The 18,537-nt window shown below is 66.4% G+C and carries 20 protein-coding genes; 15 read left to right on the top strand and 5 right to left on the bottom strand.

Going from position 1 to position 18,537, the window contains the following annotated elements; translation table 11 throughout:
- Positions 1–39: 39 nt before the first annotated feature.
- The 6 genes from accB (at position 40) to aat (ending at position 5,852) form a co-directional block, all read left to right on the top strand.
- Positions 40–525, top strand: a complete 486-nt coding sequence (gene accB / locus ACQR03_RS05055; RefSeq protein WP_316164755.1) for an acetyl-CoA carboxylase biotin carboxyl carrier protein — start codon at positions 40–42, stop codon at positions 523–525.
- Between the two features lie 82 nt (positions 526–607).
- A complete protein-coding gene (gene accC / locus ACQR03_RS05050) occupies positions 608–1,957 on the top strand; it encodes an acetyl-CoA carboxylase biotin carboxylase subunit (RefSeq protein ID WP_315712202.1) in 1,350 nt (449 codons plus the stop codon).
- A 115-nt stretch (positions 1,958–2,072) separates the two neighbouring features.
- Positions 2,073–3,593, top strand: coding sequence for a sensor histidine kinase (locus ACQR03_RS05045; protein ID WP_316184967.1), 1,521 nt, complete (start codon positions 2,073–2,075; stop codon positions 3,591–3,593).
- On the top strand, positions 3,590–4,027 hold the full coding sequence (locus ACQR03_RS05040) for a response regulator (protein WP_172109443.1): 438 nt from the start codon (positions 3,590–3,592) through the stop codon (positions 4,025–4,027). The genes ACQR03_RS05045 and ACQR03_RS05040 overlap by 4 nt, the downstream gene beginning before the upstream one ends.
- Positions 4,024–5,112, top strand: coding sequence for a sensor histidine kinase (locus tag ACQR03_RS05035; RefSeq protein ID WP_315712206.1), 1,089 nt, complete (start codon positions 4,024–4,026; stop codon positions 5,110–5,112). The genes ACQR03_RS05040 and ACQR03_RS05035 overlap by 4 nt, the downstream gene beginning before the upstream one ends.
- Positions 5,113–5,171: 59 nt before the next feature.
- A complete protein-coding gene (gene aat / locus ACQR03_RS05030; RefSeq protein WP_434841007.1) occupies positions 5,172–5,852 on the top strand; it encodes a leucyl/phenylalanyl-tRNA--protein transferase in 681 nt (226 codons plus the stop codon).
- A 6-nt stretch (positions 5,853–5,858) separates the two neighbouring features.
- Here aat and ACQR03_RS05025 read toward each other — a convergent pair whose 3' ends face one another.
- A complete protein-coding gene (locus ACQR03_RS05025; RefSeq protein WP_316164753.1) occupies positions 5,859–6,848 on the bottom strand; it encodes a DUF2155 domain-containing protein in 990 nt (329 codons plus the stop codon).
- Between the two features lie 213 nt (positions 6,849–7,061).
- Here ACQR03_RS05025 and ACQR03_RS05020 point away from each other — a divergent pair, with 213 nt between their 5' ends.
- From ACQR03_RS05020 to ACQR03_RS04980, 9 genes are all read left to right on the top strand, one after another.
- Complete coding sequence (locus ACQR03_RS05020) at positions 7,062–7,835, top strand: SDR family NAD(P)-dependent oxidoreductase (RefSeq protein ID WP_315712210.1); 774 nt, start codon at positions 7,062–7,064, stop codon at positions 7,833–7,835.
- A gap of 44 nt (positions 7,836–7,879) precedes the next feature.
- Positions 7,880–8,842 (top strand): alpha/beta hydrolase, encoded by a 963-nt coding sequence (locus tag ACQR03_RS05015; RefSeq protein ID WP_434841006.1) that lies wholly within the window; start codon positions 7,880–7,882, stop codon positions 8,840–8,842.
- Positions 8,843–9,024: 182 nt separating this feature from the next.
- A complete protein-coding gene (locus tag ACQR03_RS05010) occupies positions 9,025–9,381 on the top strand; it encodes a cupin domain-containing protein (RefSeq protein WP_315712213.1) in 357 nt (118 codons plus the stop codon).
- 78 nt (positions 9,382–9,459) lie between these two features.
- Complete coding sequence (locus ACQR03_RS05005; RefSeq protein WP_315712215.1) at positions 9,460–9,789, top strand: hypothetical protein; 330 nt, start codon at positions 9,460–9,462, stop codon at positions 9,787–9,789.
- A 191-nt stretch (positions 9,790–9,980) separates the two neighbouring features.
- The gene (locus tag ACQR03_RS05000) at positions 9,981–11,147 is read left to right on the top strand and encodes an amino acid aminotransferase (protein ID WP_434841005.1); all 1,167 of its coding nucleotides are present in this window, start codon (positions 9,981–9,983) and stop codon (positions 11,145–11,147) included.
- A 25-nt stretch (positions 11,148–11,172) separates the two neighbouring features.
- Positions 11,173–11,781 carry a YitT family protein gene (locus tag ACQR03_RS04995; protein ID WP_434841004.1) on the top strand — a complete coding sequence of 203 codons (609 nt, stop codon included), beginning with the start codon at positions 11,173–11,175 and terminating at the stop codon, positions 11,779–11,781.
- A gap of 260 nt (positions 11,782–12,041) precedes the next feature.
- Positions 12,042–13,106, top strand: coding sequence for a ketopantoate reductase family protein (locus tag ACQR03_RS04990; protein ID WP_315826854.1), 1,065 nt, complete (start codon positions 12,042–12,044; stop codon positions 13,104–13,106).
- Positions 13,107–13,208: 102 nt separating this feature from the next.
- Complete coding sequence (locus ACQR03_RS04985; RefSeq protein WP_434841003.1) at positions 13,209–14,222, top strand: Na+-dependent transporter; 1,014 nt, start codon at positions 13,209–13,211, stop codon at positions 14,220–14,222.
- Positions 14,223–14,355: 133 nt separating this feature from the next.
- Entirely contained in the window at positions 14,356–15,234 is an 879-nt protein-coding gene (locus tag ACQR03_RS04980; protein WP_315737759.1) for a transporter substrate-binding domain-containing protein, read from the top strand.
- Between the two features lie 134 nt (positions 15,235–15,368).
- On the opposite strand, the gene ACQR03_RS04975 is transcribed toward ACQR03_RS04980, so the two are convergent.
- The 4 genes from ACQR03_RS04975 to ACQR03_RS04960 form a co-directional block, all read right to left on the bottom strand.
- On the bottom strand, positions 15,369–16,037 hold the full coding sequence (locus ACQR03_RS04975; RefSeq protein WP_315780581.1) for an amino acid ABC transporter permease: 669 nt from the start codon (positions 16,035–16,037) through the stop codon (positions 15,369–15,371).
- 31 nt (positions 16,038–16,068) lie between these two features.
- Positions 16,069–17,319, bottom strand: a complete 1,251-nt coding sequence (locus tag ACQR03_RS04970; RefSeq protein ID WP_434841002.1) for an NAD(P)/FAD-dependent oxidoreductase — start codon at positions 17,317–17,319, stop codon at positions 16,069–16,071.
- Positions 17,320–17,341: 22 nt separating this feature from the next.
- The gene (locus ACQR03_RS04965; RefSeq protein ID WP_434841001.1) at positions 17,342–18,100 is read right to left on the bottom strand and encodes an SDR family NAD(P)-dependent oxidoreductase; all 759 of its coding nucleotides are present in this window, start codon (positions 18,098–18,100) and stop codon (positions 17,342–17,344) included.
- Positions 18,101–18,255: 155 nt separating this feature from the next.
- On the bottom strand, positions 18,256–18,534 hold the full coding sequence (locus ACQR03_RS04960; protein WP_434841000.1) for a hypothetical protein: 279 nt from the start codon (positions 18,532–18,534) through the stop codon (positions 18,256–18,258).
- Positions 18,535–18,537 lie beyond the last annotated feature (3 nt).

The raw sequence follows: 18,537 nt of genomic DNA, 5'->3' as shown, positions 1-18,537 counted from the left end.
CGTCACAGTCCTCACGCACCCAACGTTCCGGATCAGATCATGGCGCCCCAGCCCGACGACAAGACCATCGCGAAATCCGAAGACAGCCAGCTCATTCGCGAGCTCGCAGCGCTGCTGGATGAGACCAGCCTGACCGAGATCGAGCTGGAGCGTGCCGGCCTTCGCATCCGCGTTGCCCGCAACGTGACCGTTGCGGCGGCCGTCCATTCGGCCATCGGAACAGCCGCCGCTGGCGTTCCCGTGGTCGCAGCCGCCACCGCGGCAGCCGCCGGCGCGGACTTGTCAAAACATCCCGGCGTGGTGCCCTCTCCCATGGTCGGTACCGCCTACTGGGCGCCCGAGCCCGGCGCCAAGCCGTTCGTCGAGGTCGGCTCCAAGGTGTCCGTCGGTCAGACCCTGATGATCATCGAGGCGATGAAGACGATGAACCAGATTCCGTCACCGCGCGCCGGGACGGTGACGCAGATCCTGGTCGAGGACGGCCAGCCCGTGGAGTACGGCGAGCCGCTCGTCATCATCGAATAAGCGCGACTAGCGGACGGCGAAAGCGAATGGTCCACCATTCCATGTTCGCCGCTCACTACTCGCCACTCGCGCCCGAGGCACCATGTTCGACAAGATCCTCATCGCCAATCGCGGCGAAATCGCCCTTCGCATCCTCAGGGCCTGCAAGGAGCTCGGTATCTCCACCGTCGCGGTGCATTCCACCGCCGACGCCGATGCGATGCATGTCCGCCTCGCCGACGAAAGCGTCTGCATCGGGCCGCCGCCGTCGAAGGACAGCTATCTCAACATTCCCGCCCTGCTCGCCGCCTGCGAGATCACCGGCGCCGACGCCGTGCATCCCGGCTACGGCTTCCTGTCGGAGAACGCGCGCTTCGCCGAGATTCTCGCGGACCACAATCTGCATTTCATCGGGCCGAAGGCGGAGCACATCCGCCTGATGGGCGACAAGATCGAGGCCAAGAAAACGGCCAAGCGGCTGGGCATTCCCGTCGTTCCAGGCTCGGATGGCGCTGTCACTCCGGACCACGACGCGATGGCGATCGCCAAGGAGATCGGCTTCCCGGTGCTGGTCAAGGCAGCCGCCGGCGGCGGCGGCCGCGGCATGAAGGTCGCCCACACCGAGGCCGACCTGCAGCTGGCGCTGACCACAGCGGCCAACGAGGCGAGATCGGCGTTCGGCGACGCCTCGGTCTATCTGGAGAAGTATCTGCAGAAGCCGCGTCACATCGAGATCCAGGTGCTCGGCGACGGCCGCGGCGGCGCCATCCATCTCGGCGAGCGCGACTGCTCGTTGCAGCGGCGCCATCAGAAGGTCTGGGAGGAAGGCCCCTCCCCGGTGCTTGACGCAGCGGCCCGGGCCAAGATCGGCAACACCGTCGCCAAGGCGATGCAGGAGCTGAAATATATCGGCGTCGGCACCATCGAATTCCTCTACGAGGACGGCGAATTCTATTTCATCGAGATGAATACCCGCATCCAGGTCGAGCATCCCGTCACGGAGATGATCACCGGGATCGACCTCGTGCTGGAGCAGATCCGCATCGCCGCCGGCGGCGACCTGCCGATGACCCAGGACCAGGTTGTCATCAACGGCCACTCCATCGAGTGCCGCGTCAATGCGGAAAACCCTGTCACCTTCCGGCCCTCGCCGGGCAAGATCCTGCAGTACCACCCGCCTGGCGGCCTCGGCGTCCGCATCGACTCTGCCGTCTATCAGGGCTACGTGATCCCGCCCTATTACGACTCGCTGGTTGGCAAGCTGATCGTCCACGGCAAGACCCGGGTCGAATGCCTGATGCGGCTGCGGCGCGCACTGGACGAGATGGTCGTCGACGGCATCGAGACCACGCTGCCGCTGTTCAGGGCCCTTGTCCGCGAGCCGGCCATCATCGATGGCGACTATCACATCCACTGGCTCGAACAGTACCTCGCTGGCCAGAAGGCGGAGTGAGCGGCTAACCGCAAAATTCCACTGACGCGCCGGAACCCTCCAGCCCGCACTGCGTTCTGCTCTTTCGGCGGTTCCGCTGAGGGGGCAGGTATTTCAATTGGCATGCGAGTGAGCGGTGGCGCCTGAGATTGGACAAAGGCGCACGCTGGGACAAATCCTGCTGCTGTCGGCGGGATTCCTGGTGCTGGTCGTCGTCAGCACGGCCTCGGTGCTGCTCGTCAACAAGGCCCGCAAAGACAACGCCTGGGTGGTGCACACCATCGAGGCGGAGAACCAGATCAACGCTCTGCTGCTCGAGGTCCGCCGGGCCGAGAGCGGCGCCCGCGCCTACCTGCTGACCCAGGACAATACGTTTCTGACCGATCACGACGCCGCCGTCACCGCGATCGCGCCGGTGCTCGACAAGCTCGGAACACTCGTGGCCGACAATCCTGCCCAGGTCGAGCTGCTCCGCCAGGTCCGCGCCGAAATCGACACCCGCCTCGGCCAGTTCAGGCGCGAGAAGGAGCTGGCCGCGCAGGGTGACCTCGCCGCCGCCGCCGCGCTCGTGCGGAGCGCCGCTTCCGGCAACACCAGCATCAACATCCGCGATCTCGCCAATCGCATGCGGCTGGAGGAAGAGCGGCTGTTCGTGCTGCGCACCGCCAATGCCGACCGCAGCCAGCAGCTGGCGACCGTCGTGACGGTGACTGGCTCGGCCCTGGTCGTCCTGCTCGCGATCATCTCGGTGCTCCTTGTGCGCCGCTCGGCCAGCGCGCGCGACGAGGCCGAGGCCAGGCTGCGCGAGAGCAACCTCAACCTCGAAGCCACCGTCGACGAGCGCACCGCGGACCTGCGCGAGGCCAATGAGGAGATCCAGCGCTTCGCCTATATCGTGAGCCACGACCTGCGCTCGCCGCTCGTCAACATCATGGGCTTCACCAGCGAGCTCGACGAGCTGCGCAACGACATCTTCCGGCGGATCGCGACGCTGGCGCGGGCGGCCTCCGACGCGCCGCCGCCGGCGGAAGGCGCTGAGCCCGAGCTCGAAGGCGCCGACCAGCAGCTGTCGGAGGATTTCAGCGAGGCGCTCGGCTTCATCAAATCCTCGATCGCCAAGATGGACCGGCTGATCACGGCCATCCTCAACCTGACCCGCGAGGGCCGCCGCGAGTTCGTGCCGGTGCGGATCGATACCCGCGAGCTGATCGAGGGCATCGTCTCGACGCTGGCGCATCAGGCTGCGGAAACCGACACCACCATCCGCGTGGAACCGTTGCCGGCCATCGTCAGCGACCGCCTGGCGCTGGAGCAGATCTTCTCCAACCTGATCGACAACGCCATCAAATATCTCAAGCCGGGCGTTCCCGGCGACATCGCCATTCGCGCCCGTACCAAGCTCGGTTTTGCCATCTTCGAGGTTACGGACAACGGCCGGGGGATTGATCCCAGGGATCATCAACGTATCTTTGATCTGTTCCGTCGCGCCGGGACCCAGGACCGTCCGGGTCAGGGGATTGGATTGGCGCATGTCCGCGCGCTGGTGCGTCGGCTCGGCGGAACCATGTCGGTCGCGTCGGAGCTCGACCAGGGCAGCACGTTCACCATCACGCTCCCGATCAACTGGAACGCCTCAAACCGGAACTCAGACCGATGACCATGCCCGTGACGATCATCATGATCGAGGACGACGAAGGCCACGCCCGCCTGATCGAGCGCAATATCCGCCGGTCCGGCGTCAACAACGAGATCAAGCCGTTCACCAATGGTACAGATGCCGTGAAGTATCTGCTGGGTGCTGACGGCACCGGCCTCGATCACAAGGGGCACGCATTGCTGATCCTGCTCGACCTGAACCTGCCGGACATGACCGGCATCGACATCCTCAAGATGGTCAAGCAGAACAGTTTCCTGAAGAGCGCGCCGGTGGTCATCCTCACCACGACGGATGACTCGCAGGAGATCAAGCGCTGCTACGAACTCGGCTGCAACGTCTACATCACCAAGCCGGTCAACTACGAAAGCTTCGCCAACGCCATTCGCCAACTCGGCCTGTTCTTCTCCGTCATCCAGGTTCCGCCCGCCGCATGAGCTCCGCCGCCCCCACGCTGCTCTATATCGACGACGACGCAGCGCTGGCGCGGCTGGTCGAGCGCGGGCTCAAGCGATTGGGCTTCACGGTGGAACACGCCGCCGACGGCAGCGCGGGCTTGCAGCGGCTGGAGCGCGGCGGCATCGACGTCGTGGCGCTCGACCAGTACATGCCAGGCTTCGACGGACTCGAGACGCTGGAGCGCATCATGGCGCTGCCCGAACCGCCGCCGGTGGTGTTCGTCACCGCCTCACAGGATTCCAAGATCGCGGTCACGGCCCTGAAGGCCGGCGCGGCCGACTACCTCGTCAAGGACGTGCAGGGCGAGTTCATTCCCCTGCTGCAGGTCGCGGCCGAAGGCGCGGTGCGCCAGGCCCGGCTGCAGAAGGCCCGCGACGAGGCGGAGGCGGAAGTGCGGGCATCACGCGACCGCTACGCGGCGCTGGCGGCCGAGCGCGAGGTCCTGCTGCGCGAGGTCAATCATCGCGTCGGCAATTCGCTGCAGATCATCGCCTCGCTGCTGCATCTTCAGGCCAACTCCAGCACCCAGGACGACGTCAAGGCCGCGCTCACCAATGCAATGGGCCGCGTCGCCGCTGTGGCGCAGGTGCACCGCCGCCTCTACACGTCTCAGGATCTCAAGAGCGTGCTGCTCAACCAGTATCTGGATTCGCTGCTCGACGACCTGCGCCGCTCGGCCGAGGGCAACCGGATGTCGCGGCTGACCCTGAAGGCGGAGCCGGTCGAGATCGACCCGGATCGCGCGGTCGCGATCGGTATCGTCGTCAACGAGCTGGTCATGAACGCGGTCAAATACGCCTACCCCGATGGGCCGGGCCCGATCCATGTCGAGCTGAAGCTTGCAGGTGAGGACATCGTGCTGTCGATCGCCGACAACGGCGTCGGCCTCAACGCAACCAGCGATCCGCGCTCGACCGGAATGGGCCAGCGCATCGTCAGCGCCATGGCGACCAAGCTCGACGCCACCGTCGGCCCCGATCCGAGCCATGCCGGCACCAGGATCGTGGTCCGCTTCCGCCTCGAAAAAGATGCTCCCAAGCCCGCGGCTGCCGCGGTCGGCTGAGCCGACGCAGCCGGCACGCAACCATCGCGCGCCCGGCATCGGCCTGCTATGCTGATCCCATGAATACGCGCGACTCTGCAGCGTCCGAGATTACGCCCGAGGTCCTGCTGCGTGCCTATGCCTGCGGCATCTTCCCGATGGCCGAAAGTGCCGACGACCCGACCTTGTTCTGGGTCGAGCCGGAGCTGCGCGGCGTCATTCCGCTCGACGGCTTTCGCGTCGCCTCGCGCCTTGCGCGCACGGTCCGGTCGGACGCCTTCGCCGTGACCGTGAACCAGGCGTTCAAGGCGGTGATGGATGGCTGCGCCGAGCCGCAGCCTGGCCGCGAGGACACCTGGATCAACAAGCGTATCCGCGAGCTCTACACCGGCCTCCACGCGCTTGGCCATTGCCACAGCGTCGAATGCTGGCAGGATGGCGAGCTGGTGGGCGGCCTCTACGGCGTCAGCCTGGGCCGCGCCTTCTTCGGCGAGAGCATGTTTCACCGCACCCGCGACGCCTCGAAGGTCGCGCTCGTGCATCTCGTCGCGCGGCTGATCGCCGGGGGCTTCGAGCTGCTCGACACCCAATACGTCACCGAGCACCTCAAGACCTTCGGCGCCGTCGAGATCCCGCGCCGGCGCTACACCGTGCTGCTCGAAAAGGCCCTGAGGGGGCCTGCCTCCAATTTCGCCAGGCTGGCGGTTGATCGGCCGATCTCGGGCACCGAGGCACTCGCGATCATCGCAGCGCGCGGCTGAGCGAGGTTATCTGAACACTCCGCCGAACGGTCCACCCGCCTGGGGCGGCGGCGGTGGTGGCGGCACCTGCTGGGTCTGATTCTGCTGCGGCGGCGATGGCGGCCTGGGCGCCGCCTGCCGCTGCTGCGGCGGACGCTTTTGCGCAGGCTGCGGCGCCGCGGCCGGCTTCTGATCCGGCGCGGCGGCGCTGACGACCGTGGTCTGCGGCTCTTTGCAGTCAACCAGCCAGATGTCGTAGATCGGGTGCTCGACGCCGTGCAGACCGGGGCTGGCCGCGAACATCCAGCCCGAGAAGATGCGCTTCACCTCGCCCTGCAAGGTGATCTCGTCGACCTGCACGAACGCGTCGGTGTTGGCGGCCTCGGTGGCTGGCCTCGTGTAGCAGGCGTCGGTCTTTACCCGGAGCGCCCCGAACTGCACGGTCTCGCCGATATCCTCGTCGAAATTGATGATGCGGCCGGTGATCTTGTCGAGCCCGGAGAAGCTCGCCTTCTTGTTGACGATCTTCTGCGCCGGCGGTTCGGTCACGACCTCGTCGCCCGGCTGGATGGTGGCCGGGGTCTGCGGTACCGCGCCGTTCGGCGGGATCGCTGCATTCTGGGGTGCGCCGCGTGGCGGTGCCTGCCGCTGACCAGGCGCAGCCCCCGGCTGGCCGGGTGGCGGCACGGCCGCGACCGGAGGATTGTTCTGTGGCAGGATCGTCGTTCCCGGCGGCGGCGCCAGCGGCTGGGATTGGACCGGACCCGGCAGGGCGGCGCCCTGCCCTGGCGGCGGACGGGTTGGCGCCGGCAGCACCCGGCCCTGCGGCAGCTCCGGGATCTCCTCCTCTTCCTCGGGAGGCGGAATCGGCTCGCCACGGCGCGGAATGTTGCCCGGCGGGCGCGGAACGGGATCGGAGAAAATGGTACCGATCTGCGCGCGCGCCGGCACGGACAGCGTGAGGGATGTGGCGGCCAGCAATGCCGCGATACCGGTCAGGACGATTGTTCGGTGCATCTCGCGCGGCTTTATCAGGCGAATCGGGGTTCGGGACAATCAAATCGCGTCATGACCCATCCGCCGCTCTCGATCAGCCCTCCCGTTAACATGTCGAATACGGCGGGGGAAGGGCGAGCTGCCAGCACTCCGCGTGCTGGTCAGCCGGTTCTTCCAATGAGATAGTCGTGATCAAGAGCCGGATCGGAACCGGCGCCAAAGGGAAGGAAATCGATGTCTGATTCGATCCGTCTCGACGGCCGAGTGGCCGTCGTTACCGGCGCGGCCGGCGTCATCGGCGCCGCGACCATGCGGCTGCTGGCCGCGCGCGGGGCCCGCATCGTCGCCGTGGACCGGCGCGAGGCCGATCTCGCCGCCGCGACGGCCGCCCTGCCGGCGAGCGCCGAGGCGCTCGCCGTGGCCGCCGACGTCACCGACGAGGACCAGGTCGCGGCTTATGTGCGACAAGCGTGCGATCGGTTCGGCACCATCGACGTGTTCTTCAACAATGCCGGCATCGAAGGCGAGATCAAGCCGATCACCGCATATCCGCTGGAGGCGTTCCGTCGCGTGCTCGACGTCAACGTCGTCGGCGTCTTCCTCGGCCTCAAGCACGTGCTGCCGGTGATGCTGAAGCAGAACCGCGGCTCGATCATCAACACCGCCTCGATCGCCGGCCTGATCGGCTCGCCGCAGATCGCCGTCTACAGCGCCAGCAAGCACGCGGTCATCGGCCTGACCAAGAGCGCGTCCTGGGAGTGCACCGGCACCAATGTCCGTGTGAACTGCATCTGCCCCGGGCTGATCGAGAGCCGCATGCTGAGCGCGATCATCGAAGGGCGCAGCGGCGCCGCGGTTCCGGCCGACAAGGTGGTCGATCGCGTCCCCGCGCGCCGGCTCGGCCAGGGCGCGGAGGTCGCCTCGATCGTCGCCTTCCTCGCCTCCGACGATGCCAGCTACGTCTCCGGCGCGGCCTACACCGTCGATGGCGGCCGCACCGCCGCCTGACGTCCCTTCAACTTGACCGTCTTTCAACCCGACAGGTTTTTGCAATGCCCGTGCAACTCGATGCCGATGCCGCTACCGTCTACAAAGCATTTCAGGAGGCCGGTCGGCCGGCCTATGAGACGCTGACACCACAGGAGGCGCGGGACTACTATCTGGCCGCGCGCGTCGTGAGCAATCCCGAGCCGCCCGAGCTTGCGGACGTCAAGGACCTCGCCATCCCTGCCCCGCATGGCACAATCCCGGCACGGCTCTATCGGCCAAGGACGGTGCGGCAGAACAACGGTCTTGCACCAGGATTGGTGTTCTATCACGGCGGCGGCTGGGTGATCGGCAATCTGGAGTCGCATGACGTGGTCTGCCGCGCGCTGGCGCACGAAGGCGAACTGATCGTGATCTCGGTCGACTACCGCCTCGCGCCCGAGCACAAGTTTCCGGCCGCGGTCGACGACGCCGCCGCGGCCATACGATGGATCGCCGACAATGCCGCCGCGCTCGGCATCGATGCCGCCGGGCTCAGCGTCGGCGGCGATTCCGCCGGCGGCAATCTCGCCGCCGTCGTCGCGCTCTTGGCGCGTGACGGCAAGGGCCCGAAGCTCTCAGGCCAGGTGCTGATCTATCCGGCCACCGACTTTTCGATGAGCCATCCCTCGCACAGCGAGCCCGAGACCAGCGTGCTGCTGACGCATTCGGTGATCCGCTGGTTTCGCGACCATTATCTCAACAGTGCCGCCGACATCCACGATTGGCGGGCCTCCCCGGCGAAGGCGGAAACCCTAGCCGGGCTACCGCCCGCCTATGTGCTCACGGCCGGCGCCGATCCGCTGCGCGACGAGGGCGACGACTACGCGCGCCGCTTGCGCGAGGCCGGCGTGCCGGTGACGCATCGCAACCATCCCGGCCAATTCCACGGCTTCTTCACGATGGGCAAGCTGCTCGACCAGGCCAATGTCGCCGCACGCGACATCGGCGCCTGGCTGAAGCAGCTCGACCGGCCCGGCGGCATCTGAGCGTTACCGCGCTGAGCTCAGAACGCACCGACCCGCGAGTTCGCGGGTCGTGCTCACATGCGGCCGAAGTCGTCGCGTGTGAGATCGGCTTGCTCGCGCTCGAGCAGCAGCTACATCCCGCGCAAGCCGGCCGGGACGACTGGACAGCTCACATTTCATTCCTCGCAGCAGGAGACTCCCACATGAAGACCGTGAACCTCGCCGACAAGCTGAGCCAATTCTCAGGCCATTGGGACCCGCACGTGGTCGCGGACTACAACGATAATGACGTGATGGTCGTGAAGTTCATGGGAGAATTCCCGTTCCACAAGCATGACACGACGGATGACTTCTTCCTGGTCCTGGAAGGCGAGATGGAGATGGACATTCAGGGGCAGCCGTCGCGGACGGTGAAGGCCGGCGAGTTGTTCGTCGTCCCCAAAGGGGTCGTCCACCGGCCGCGCGCGGCCAAGGAGGTCAAGGTGCTCCTGATCGAACCCAAGGGCGAACCGAACTCCGGCGACTCCGACCGGGTGCCCGCGCCCAAGCCGCGCATCTGACTCGCCGGAAGGCGTCAGACCTTCGGGCCTCCGCGAGCTTGAGATATCATTCAGAGCGGACAGGTGAGCAGGATAAACATGGAGCCAACTCTGGAGATTGCGCTGGCTTGGTTCAAGCCCGAAGAGTGGGAGGACATCAGGCGGATCTGCCCGGATCTGCACGACACTTATGAAGAATGGCTGGCCAGCGCTCAGGAGGTCATCGACACGATCGGCAGTCGCCCGGACGAGCGGATCGTGAAAGTGATCCTGACCGCGGCCGAGCTTCGGAAATGGCAACGTGCGACAGGCCGCAAAGTCGATGGCAGGGTTCGCTCACAGCTTGCCGCCAGGCGCGCGCGCAAGATCCGCAACGAGTCCCCACAGCCGGCTCCCGAGCCCCGTTCTGGCTCAGAAGGCAGTCGCTGACGCTTGTCGCTCAGTTCGCTCAGGCGGGCCAGGGCAAGTTCTGAGGGCGCAACGGCCGCCCATGCAGCGAACGAAGCGGAGCATCGCCGAAATGTCCGCTGTTCTTGCGCTGCAACCGAGATAGTGTCCCGTCGCCCGCAAGGACGGCTTATGGCCGTCTGGCAGGCCCCTCCTCCAATAGGATCGCTCCGATGTTCGACCGCTTGACCCGCCAGCCCGAGGATCCCCTGCTCGCTCTGATCGGCATCTTCAAGGCTGACCCGAGAGCCGACAAGGTCGATCTCGGCGTCGGCGTGTATCGCGACGAGGCCGGCCATTCGCCGATCTTCCGCGCTGTGAAAGCTGCGGAGCGCATCATCTGGGAGAGCCAGGACAGCAAGAGCTATGTGGCGCCGGAAGGCGACCAGCTCTTCCTCGACCTGTTGTGGTCGCTCGTCGGCGGCCCCGCGCCCTCGGTCCATGCCGCAGGCGTGCAGACCCCGGGCGGCTCGGGTGCGCTCCGCCTCGCCGCCGATTTGATCCGCCAGGCCGGCACCGGCAAGATCTGGCTCGGACTGCCGAGCTGGCCCAACCACGCCGGCATCTTCGCCGCGGCGGGGCTCGAGGTCGAGACCTATCCCTACTTCGACGTTCCGTCGCAGACGCTGCAGCTCGACCGCATGCTGGAGGCGCTGCAGCGCGCCGCGCCCGGCGACGCCGTCCTGATCCACGCCTCCTGCCACAACCCGACCGGCGCCCCGCTCAGCACCGAGGACTTTGCGCGCATCACCGCCGTGATGGCCGCGCGTGGCCTCGTGCCGCTGATCGACTCCGCTTATCAGGGTTTTGGCGCCGGTCTCGAGGGCGATGCCGCCGGCCTGCGGGCAATGGTCGCGGCCGTGCCCGAGGCGCTGCTGGCGGTGTCCTGCTCGAAGTCCTTCGGACTCTACCGCGAGCGGACCGGCGCGCTCTACGCCGTCGCCTCGGCACAGGCCGCAGCCGAGACCGCGCGCTCCAATCTCGTCTCCATCGCCCGCACCAGCTATTCGATGCCGCCCGACCATGGCTCGGCGATCGTCAAGACGATTCTCGACACGCCGGACCTCTATGCCGACTGGAGCAGCGAGCTCGAGACGATGCGCCAGCGCCTCGCCGCGCTGCGCCGCTCTTTTGCCGAGGCGCTCGGCGGGCGCTGGTCCAACACGATCGCGATCGGCGTCCAGGAAGGCATGTTCTCGCTGCTGCCGGTGACGCCGGCCGAGGTCATGACTTTGCGCGAAAAGCACGGCGTGTACATGCCGACCTCGGGCCGCATCAACATTGCAGGCCTGAAGCTCGCCGAGGTCGCGCGCGTTGCCGGCCTGTTCAAGTCGCTTTGAAACATCGCCTGCAAGGATCAAGGCCGTGACAGAGATCGTCGCTCAGGAGCGGCACAAGCTCTACGAGGACGCGATGGCGCTGACGCTGGGCACGCTGTTCGTGTCGCTCGGCATGCTGATCTACAGCAAGACGGTGCTGCTGGTCGGCAGCACCGCCGGTCTGTCGCTGCTGTTGAGCTACATCAGCGGCTATGGTTTCGGCGTCAGCTTCTTCCTGATCAATCTGCCGTTCTATGCGTTGGCCGTCCGGCGCATGGGCTGGCCGTTCACGATCCGCACCTTTGTCGCGGTCGGGCTCGTCGCCCTGTTCTCACGGCTGACGACGTCATGGATCGACATCAGCCATATCGATCCGATCTATGCCACCGTAATCGGCGCCGGCCTGACCGGGACCGGCCTGTTGATGCTGTTCCGGCATCGCACCGGGCTTGGCGGGATCAACATTCTGGCGCTGTATCTGCAGGAGCACTGGAAGATCCGCGCCGGCTATTTCCAGCTCGCCGTCGATTTCCTCATCATGATCGCCGCATTCTTCGTCATCCCCGTGAACCGGCTGGCGCTGTCGATCCTCGGCATCGTGATCGTCAACGTCGCGATCAACCACAAGCCGGGGCGCTATATGGCGCTGAGCTGAACGGCCGAGCTCCAAGCGCATGGTCGATCTGCGCTCGGATAGCCCACCGTGACACGCGCCGGATGCCGCACGAGTGCGCTGCACCTTGCCAGACGGCGCATTCCGTGGGATGAAAGCTCTGGTATGCCAGCAACCGAGGCAATGGGTTACCGCATCCGTCCGCTCCTGCCGGACGCCTGACGGACTCGTCGGTACGGCTGGATCGCCAACAAGAAACGCGAACGCAAAATCTCGAACCGATCTCTGGGGACGACCAAGGTATGGCACGCAACATTCTGATTCTCGGGGCCTCCTACGGCTCCCTCCTCGGCACCAAGCTGCTGATGGCCGGCCACAACGTGACGCTGGTCTGCCGCAAGAAGACAGCCGAGCTGATCAACCGCGACGGCACGGAAGTCCGCATCAAGCTGCGCGACGAGCCGGCGCATCGCTCGATCTTCTCGCGCGACCTGCCGGGCAAGCTCGACGCGGCCACGCCCGATAGCGTCGACCTGTCGCGCTACGACCTGGTCGGTCTTGCGATGCAGGAGCCGCAGTACACCAACCACACCATTCGCGTGCTGATGGTGAAGATCGCCGAGGCCAAGCTGCCGTGCCTCTCGATCATGAACATGCCGCCGCTGCCCTATCTCAAGCGCATCCCGGCGCTCGCCAACGTCGACCTCGACGAGGCCTACACCAATCCCGCGGTGTGGGAACGCTTCACGCCCGGGCTGGTCACGCTGTGCTCGCCGGATCCGCAGGCCTTCCGTCCGCCGGAGGAAGCCGCCAACGTGCTGCATGTCGGCCTGCCGACCAACTTCAAGGCCGCCGCGTTCGAGGACGAAAAGCACAATGCGCTGCTGCGTGAGCTGGAGCGCGACATCGACGCAGTCAGGCTCGACGGCCAGGACGTCCCCGTGAAGCTGAAGGTGTTCGACTCGCTGTTCGTGCCGCTGGCGAAGTGGTCGATGCTGCTTACCGGCAACTATCGCTGCATCACGCGCGGCGAGCCGCAGGCGATCCGCGATGCCGTTCATGGCAATCTCGCCCAGTCGAAATCGATCTACGAGCACGTCGATGCCATCGCGCGCAAGCTCGGCGCAGATCCGAGCGACCAGGTGCCGTTCGAAAAATACGCCAAGGCGGCCGAGAGCCTGCTCAAGCCGTCGTCGGCCGCGCGGGCCGTCGCCGCGGGCGCGCCGTTCATCGAGCGCGTCGACCTTCTGGTGAAGCTGATCTCGCAGCAGCTCGGCATGCCCAATGCCGAGATCGACCAGACGGTGCAGACCGTCGACTTCAAGCTCAACGAGAAGATCGTGGTCGGCGGCTCCAGCGCGCAGTGATGAGCAGGCGCCGACATCGTCCGTAACCAGATGTGACTTTGCATGAACGCGCGGCCAACGCATGGTTCGCGCGTTCATTGATTCACAGCGTTCGGAATGAAGATGCCGTCCTTCGGGCCTCTCGCTTTTCCTCTGCAGGCCCTGAGCTGGCTCGGCAATCAGGGCACCCGCGCCATCGTCGCGGTGCTGCTGGCGGCGATCGCCGTGCCGCCGCTCGGCGAGCTGGCGCGCCCCTACGTCACGCACGCGATCTTCCTGCTGCTCTGCATCTCGTTCATGCGCGTCGACGTCGCGATGCTAACAGCGCATCTGCGCCGCCCGCTGCTGGTGGTGGCCGCGACGGCCTGGACCACGATCGCCGTGCCGGCGCTGGTCGGCTCGATCGGGCGCATCACGGGCGTCGATGCCACAGCACCCGACCTGTATCTCGCGCTGATGCTGCAGGGGACGGCCTCGCCGATGATGGCCTCGCCCGCGCTCGCCGCGCTGATGGGGCTCGACGCGACGCTCGTTCTCATCACGCTGGTGACCTCGACCGCGCTGGTGCCGCTGACGGCGCCGCTGTTCGCCTATATGTTTTTGGGCGAGACATTGTCACTGTCTCCGGCCGCGCTCGGGCTGAAGCTCGCCGCCATCCTTGCGGGCGCGCTGGCTGCGGCCGCCGCGATCCGCCTTGCCTTCGGCATCGATACGATCCGCCGCCATCGCGCGCCGATCGATGGCGTCAACGTCCTCATCCTGTTCGTGTTCGCCTCCGCCATCATGGCTCATTTCCTGGCCGACCTGACCGCGAGCCCGTTCCGCATGCTGGGACTGGCACTGCTCGCCTTCACCGTGTTCTTGCTGTTGCTTGGTACCACGATGCTGCTGTTTCGCGGCGCGGGCCGCGAACGCGCCATGGCGCTCGGCATGATGGTGTCGCTGCGCAACATGGGGCTGATGCTGGCGGCGACCGAGGGCGCGATCCCGGGCACCACCTGGCTGTATTTCGCGATGAGCCAGTTCCCGATTCACCTTGCCCCGCAGTTGCTGCGGCCGCTCGCCGAGCGCTTGCGTCCCAAGGCGCTTCCATCTGGCGGGACCGATCACAGCTTGATCAGCCCTGCATCGGAATGAGGCAGAGCAGCAACGGCCTGCGGCCGCTTCGGCATGACGCGACGGCCAGCCGCTTACTATCAAGGCCGACATGGTTGTTGCTGGCGTGCAAGGCCGGCGCTACGCTCCGTGCCTGTTGGTGCAGGAGGATTATGTGACCACGTCAGACGATCAGAAAATTTCCGAAGACCGCCGCGATGCGCTGCGCTACGCGCTCGCCATCGGATCCGGTGCCGCGCTCGCGTCCGCCATGACGACGACGCCCGCCTCGGCGCAAGCGGCCGACAACACGCTCGACCGGGTCCGCGCCAACAAGGTGCTGCGCATCGCCGTGCTGCCGGGCGAGCTGCCCTATTTCAACAAGGACCTCGCCTCCGGAACGTGGTCGGGCTTCTCGATCGAGATGGCCAACGACATCGCCAAGCTGCTCGACGTGAAGCTCGAATATGTCGAGTCGACCTACGGCAATTCGGTGCTCGACCTGCAGGCCGGCAAGATCGATCTTGGCTTCGCGCTCAACCCGACGCCGCAGCGCGCGCTGGTCATCGACTTCTGCGGCACGGTGTTTCCGCATCCGTTCGGCGCGATGCTGAAGAAGGGGATGGAGGCCAAGACCTGGGCCGACATCAACAAGCCGGAAGTGAAGATCGCCGTCGACGTCGGCTCGGCCAACGAGGCGGTGGCGCGCCGTTTTGCGCCGAACGCGACCATCAAGTCGCTGAAGTCGCGCGACGAGGTGATGCTGGAGATGGCATCGGGCCGCGTCGACGTCGTCGTCAACGCGCTGATCCTGGGCCTCACCGCGATCGCCAAGAACCCCAATCTCGGCACCTACAAGATCCTGCAGTCGCCCTCGGTCGCGATCCCCTCCAGCATGGGCGTGCGCCGCGAGGCCGACAAGCGCTGGCGCGACTTCCTCGCGGTGTGGATCGACTACAACCGCGGCATCGGCCAGATGCGCGAATGGTTCGTCAAGGGCCTGGGGCTGGCCGGCGTCAAGGCCGAGGACGTGCCGGTCGAAGTGAATATCTAATATCTAAGCGAAGCCACGCTCTCTCCTACCGTCATTGCGAGGAGCGCAGCGACGAAGCAATCCAGGACCGCGCGTGCCGCCCTGGATTGCTACGCTTCGCTCGCAACGACGGAGGCATTCGATGATGTATCGCCTCACGCCTTGTCGTACGTCATGCCGCGCTCGAAGCGACGGCCCAGGAGCGTCGCCGGAAACAGGATCGCGAAATAGATCAGCGCGATGATGGTGTAGACCTCGAGCGGCCGATAGGTGTCGGCGTTGATCAGCGTCGCGTTGTAGACGAGATCGGGCACCGCGATCACCGACACCAGCGAGGTGTTCTTCAACTGCGTCACCGACTGGTTGACGTAGGGCGCCAGCATCGGCTTCAAGGCCTGTGGCAGGATCACGAGCCGCATCATCCGCCACGGACGCAGGCCGAGCGCGCGCGCCGCATCCCATTGCCCGCGCGGCACGCTCTCGATGCTGCCGCGCACGATCTCGGCATAGAACGCCCCGGCGTAGAGCGACAGCACGGTGACCGCGGCGACATGCGCCGGAATGTTGACGCCGATCACGACCGGGAACGCGTAATAGAACCAGATGATCTGCACCAGCAGCGGGGTGCAGCGGAACAGCTCGATATAGCCGATCAGCAGCCAGTCGATCACGACCGGACGGCGCAGCCTGACGATGCCGACGACGAGCCCGATCACCGAGCCGAGCAGGATGGTGCCGAGCGTGTACGCCATGGTCCAGCCGAGCCCCACCCAGAACAGATGGCTGTACTTGGCGAGGATGGCGAAATCCCAGGTATAGTTCATCGCAGCTCCGGCGTAACGCGGTCGCGGCCCCTCACAGATACCGGCTCGGAGCAAAGGCGGAGACGTCGAACGACGGCGCCTCGCCCGTGATCATCGCGGCGATCGCCGCGCCCGTGGCCGGCCCCGTGGTGAAGCCGATATGCTGATTGCCGAATGCAAGCCACAGGCCGGAATGGCGCGGCGCCGGCCCGATCATCGGCAGCGAATCCGGCAAGGTCGGCCGCGCGCCGCGCCATGGCTGGGCCACGGCCTCGCCGAACTCGACCACGCCGCGCGCCAGCGGGACCACCTGCTCGAGCTGGGCGAAATTCGACGGCGCATCGCGATCGGTCAGCTCGACGCCGGAGGTGACGCGCACGCCGTTCTCCATCGGCGTCATCAGGAAGCTGCCCTCGGCGTCGTGGATCGGACGGTGCAGCATGCGCGCCGGATTGGGCGTGAACTCCTGGTGGTAGCCGCGCTCGAACGCCATCGGCACGCGGTAGCCGAGCGACCTGAGAATGTCCGGCGACCAGGGACCGAGCGCAACCACGACATGACGGGCGCGAATCTCGCCGTCGCCGAGCACGACACGCCAGCCCTCACCGTCGGACAGCACCGCCCTGATCTCGGACTGCCGCAGCACGCCGCCCGCGCCCTCGAACATCCGCGCATAGGCTTTCGTCACATTGCCGGGCGAGTCGACCGACGCGGTCTGGCTGTGCAGCAGTCCCACTTTGTAGACCGGCAGCATATTAGGCTCGAGCGCGGAAATGCCCTGGCGGTCGAGCAGCTCGCTCTTGATGCCGTATTCGGCCAGGAGAGCCTGCTCCGCCTTGGCCGCTCCGACAGCGTCGCTGCGCCACGCCTTGAGCCAGCCGGTCTCGCGGATCCGCTGCGGCTCACCGGCGCGAACGATCCAGTCGCGATGCAGTTTCAGCGACGCGCCGATCAGGCCATGCATCGCGGTGGCGCGCGGCTTGACGCGGGACTCCACGGCATTGGCGAGAAAGCGCAGCACCCATTCGACATTGCGCAGCGTCCATGCCGGATCCCAGCGCAGCGCCGCGCTCTTGTTGCCGAGATAGGACGGCAGGGCCTTGAACAGCGAGGGCTTGTTGAGCGGAAGGATCGAACCGGAGGAGAGAATGCCGGCATTGCCGTACGATGTCTCCTCGCCCGGCGCCTTGCGGTCGACCAGCACCACCGAGAGCCCGCGCTCCCGGATGGCGTAGGCGGAGGAGACGCCGACGATCCCCGCTCCCAGCACGACCACGTCGGCTGTCTGCTGCATACGCTCCATCGTCTCTCGATCCATCTGCTGCTTACATCAGGGTCAGGCCGCCATCGACCGGCAGCACCGCGCCGGTGACGTGGCCGGCGTCTTTCGACAGCAGGAAGGTCACGGCCGCAGCGATGTCGTCGGGCTCGGCGAGGCGCTGTTGCGGATTGGCCGCCGCCGCCGTCTGCCACGCGGCCGGATCGAGCGAGCCGAGCCGTCCCGCATCCTTGCGCGTATAGCCGGGCATGACGACATTCGCGGTGCCGCCGCACGCAGCCAGCTCGATGGCGAGGCATTTCACCAGCGCCTCCAGCGCCGCCTTGGCGGCGGCTGAGGCCGGGAAGGTGCCGCCCGGCACGAAGCGGTGCGCGACGAAGCTGGAGATCGCGACCGCGCGCGCATGGGTGCTCTGCACGAGGTCAGGGAGCGCGGCGCTGGCGAGCTCATGAAATGCCGCGGGCATCACTGCGAGTGAGCGGTCGAGCCCGTCGCGCGGCAGATCGCGAAAGCTGCGGCGGTCGGCAAAGCCGGCAGCATGCACCACCGCGTCGATCCGGCCGAACCGCGTTCGTGCCGCAGCCGCCAGCTCGGTGGCAACGCCCTGCCTGGCCAGATCGCCGCAATGAAACTCGGCTTCGGCGCCGGCCTCCCGGCACGCCGCGGCGACGTTCCGCAGACGCGCGAGACCTGCTTCGTCAGCCCCCTGCCCGTGCAGCATCAAGGCCTGCCCAGGTGCGGCCACGCGGCGCGCCACCGCAGCGCCGATGCCGGCCCCGCTGCCGGTGATGATGGTGACACGCATCGCGCCTCGTCTACCCCTCGGTTTCGCGGGGCGGACTATAGGTCTCACACCTGCCGATGCCAACACGCGGACGGACATGCGCCGATGTCCGTCGCGCGGGACTTCTTGCGCCTCGGACGTTCAGAACGTCCAGGTCGAACGGCTGAGTTCGCCGCTCAGCACTTGCCGCCGACTTTGCACTTGTTGGTCGACTGTGAAATCGTGCCGCCCTTGCCGCTGCAGGTGGCGGCATAGGCATTCACGCAGGCGACCTTCGCGGATGTGCAGCCCGCATGATCGTTCTTCACACAGATCGTCTCGCTATAGGTCTCGATCGTGCTGCCGCCTTTCTTGCAGACGCACATTCCGGTGACTTCGGCTTTTGCCGCAAAAGCGCTGTCGACACTGCTGACCGCGGCAGCAGCAAACAAAATCAGGGACAGAAATACGCGCATCGT

The sequence above is a fragment of the Bradyrhizobium sp. HKCCYLS3070 genome (assembly GCF_051167575.1).
In the GTDB taxonomy this organism is placed as follows: domain Bacteria; phylum Pseudomonadota; class Alphaproteobacteria; order Rhizobiales; family Xanthobacteraceae; genus Bradyrhizobium.
This window is presented reverse-complemented; position numbering and strand designations above follow the sequence as displayed.

Excerpts from the sequence above, each read along its gene's own strand:
- ACQR03_RS05035 (WP_315712206.1), top strand. The coding sequence starts at position 4,024 with ATGAGCTCCGCCGCCCCCACGCTGCTCTATATCGACGACGACGCAGCG.
- ACQR03_RS04960 (WP_434841000.1), bottom strand. The coding sequence starts at position 18,534 with ATGCGCGTATTTCTGTCCCTGATTTTGTTTGCTGCTGCCGCGGTCAGC.
- ACQR03_RS04965 (WP_434841001.1), bottom strand. The coding sequence starts at position 18,100 with ATGCGTGTCACCATCATCACCGGCAGCGGGGCCGGCATCGGCGCTGCG.
- ACQR03_RS05040 (WP_172109443.1), top strand. The coding sequence starts at position 3,590 with ATGACCATGCCCGTGACGATCATCATGATCGAGGACGACGAAGGCCAC.
- accB (WP_316164755.1), top strand. The coding sequence starts at position 40 with ATGGCGCCCCAGCCCGACGACAAGACCATCGCGAAATCCGAAGACAGC.
- ACQR03_RS04990 (WP_315826854.1), top strand. The coding sequence starts at position 12,042 with ATGGCACGCAACATTCTGATTCTCGGGGCCTCCTACGGCTCCCTCCTC.
- aat (WP_434841007.1), top strand. The coding sequence starts at position 5,172 with ATGAATACGCGCGACTCTGCAGCGTCCGAGATTACGCCCGAGGTCCTG.
- ACQR03_RS05015 (WP_434841006.1), top strand. The coding sequence starts at position 7,880 with ATGCCCGTGCAACTCGATGCCGATGCCGCTACCGTCTACAAAGCATTT.
- ACQR03_RS04985 (WP_434841003.1), top strand. The coding sequence starts at position 13,209 with ATGCCGTCCTTCGGGCCTCTCGCTTTTCCTCTGCAGGCCCTGAGCTGG.
- ACQR03_RS05010 (WP_315712213.1), top strand. The coding sequence starts at position 9,025 with ATGAAGACCGTGAACCTCGCCGACAAGCTGAGCCAATTCTCAGGCCAT.
- ACQR03_RS04970 (WP_434841002.1), bottom strand. The coding sequence starts at position 17,319 with ATGGAGCGTATGCAGCAGACAGCCGACGTGGTCGTGCTGGGAGCGGGG.
- ACQR03_RS05005 (WP_315712215.1), top strand. The coding sequence starts at position 9,460 with ATGGAGCCAACTCTGGAGATTGCGCTGGCTTGGTTCAAGCCCGAAGAG.
- ACQR03_RS05000 (WP_434841005.1), top strand. The coding sequence starts at position 9,981 with ATGTTCGACCGCTTGACCCGCCAGCCCGAGGATCCCCTGCTCGCTCTG.
- ACQR03_RS05025 (WP_316164753.1), bottom strand. The coding sequence starts at position 6,848 with ATGCACCGAACAATCGTCCTGACCGGTATCGCGGCATTGCTGGCCGCC.
- accC (WP_315712202.1), top strand. The coding sequence starts at position 608 with ATGTTCGACAAGATCCTCATCGCCAATCGCGGCGAAATCGCCCTTCGC.
- ACQR03_RS04975 (WP_315780581.1), bottom strand. The coding sequence starts at position 16,037 with ATGAACTATACCTGGGATTTCGCCATCCTCGCCAAGTACAGCCATCTG.
- ACQR03_RS05020 (WP_315712210.1), top strand. The coding sequence starts at position 7,062 with ATGTCTGATTCGATCCGTCTCGACGGCCGAGTGGCCGTCGTTACCGGC.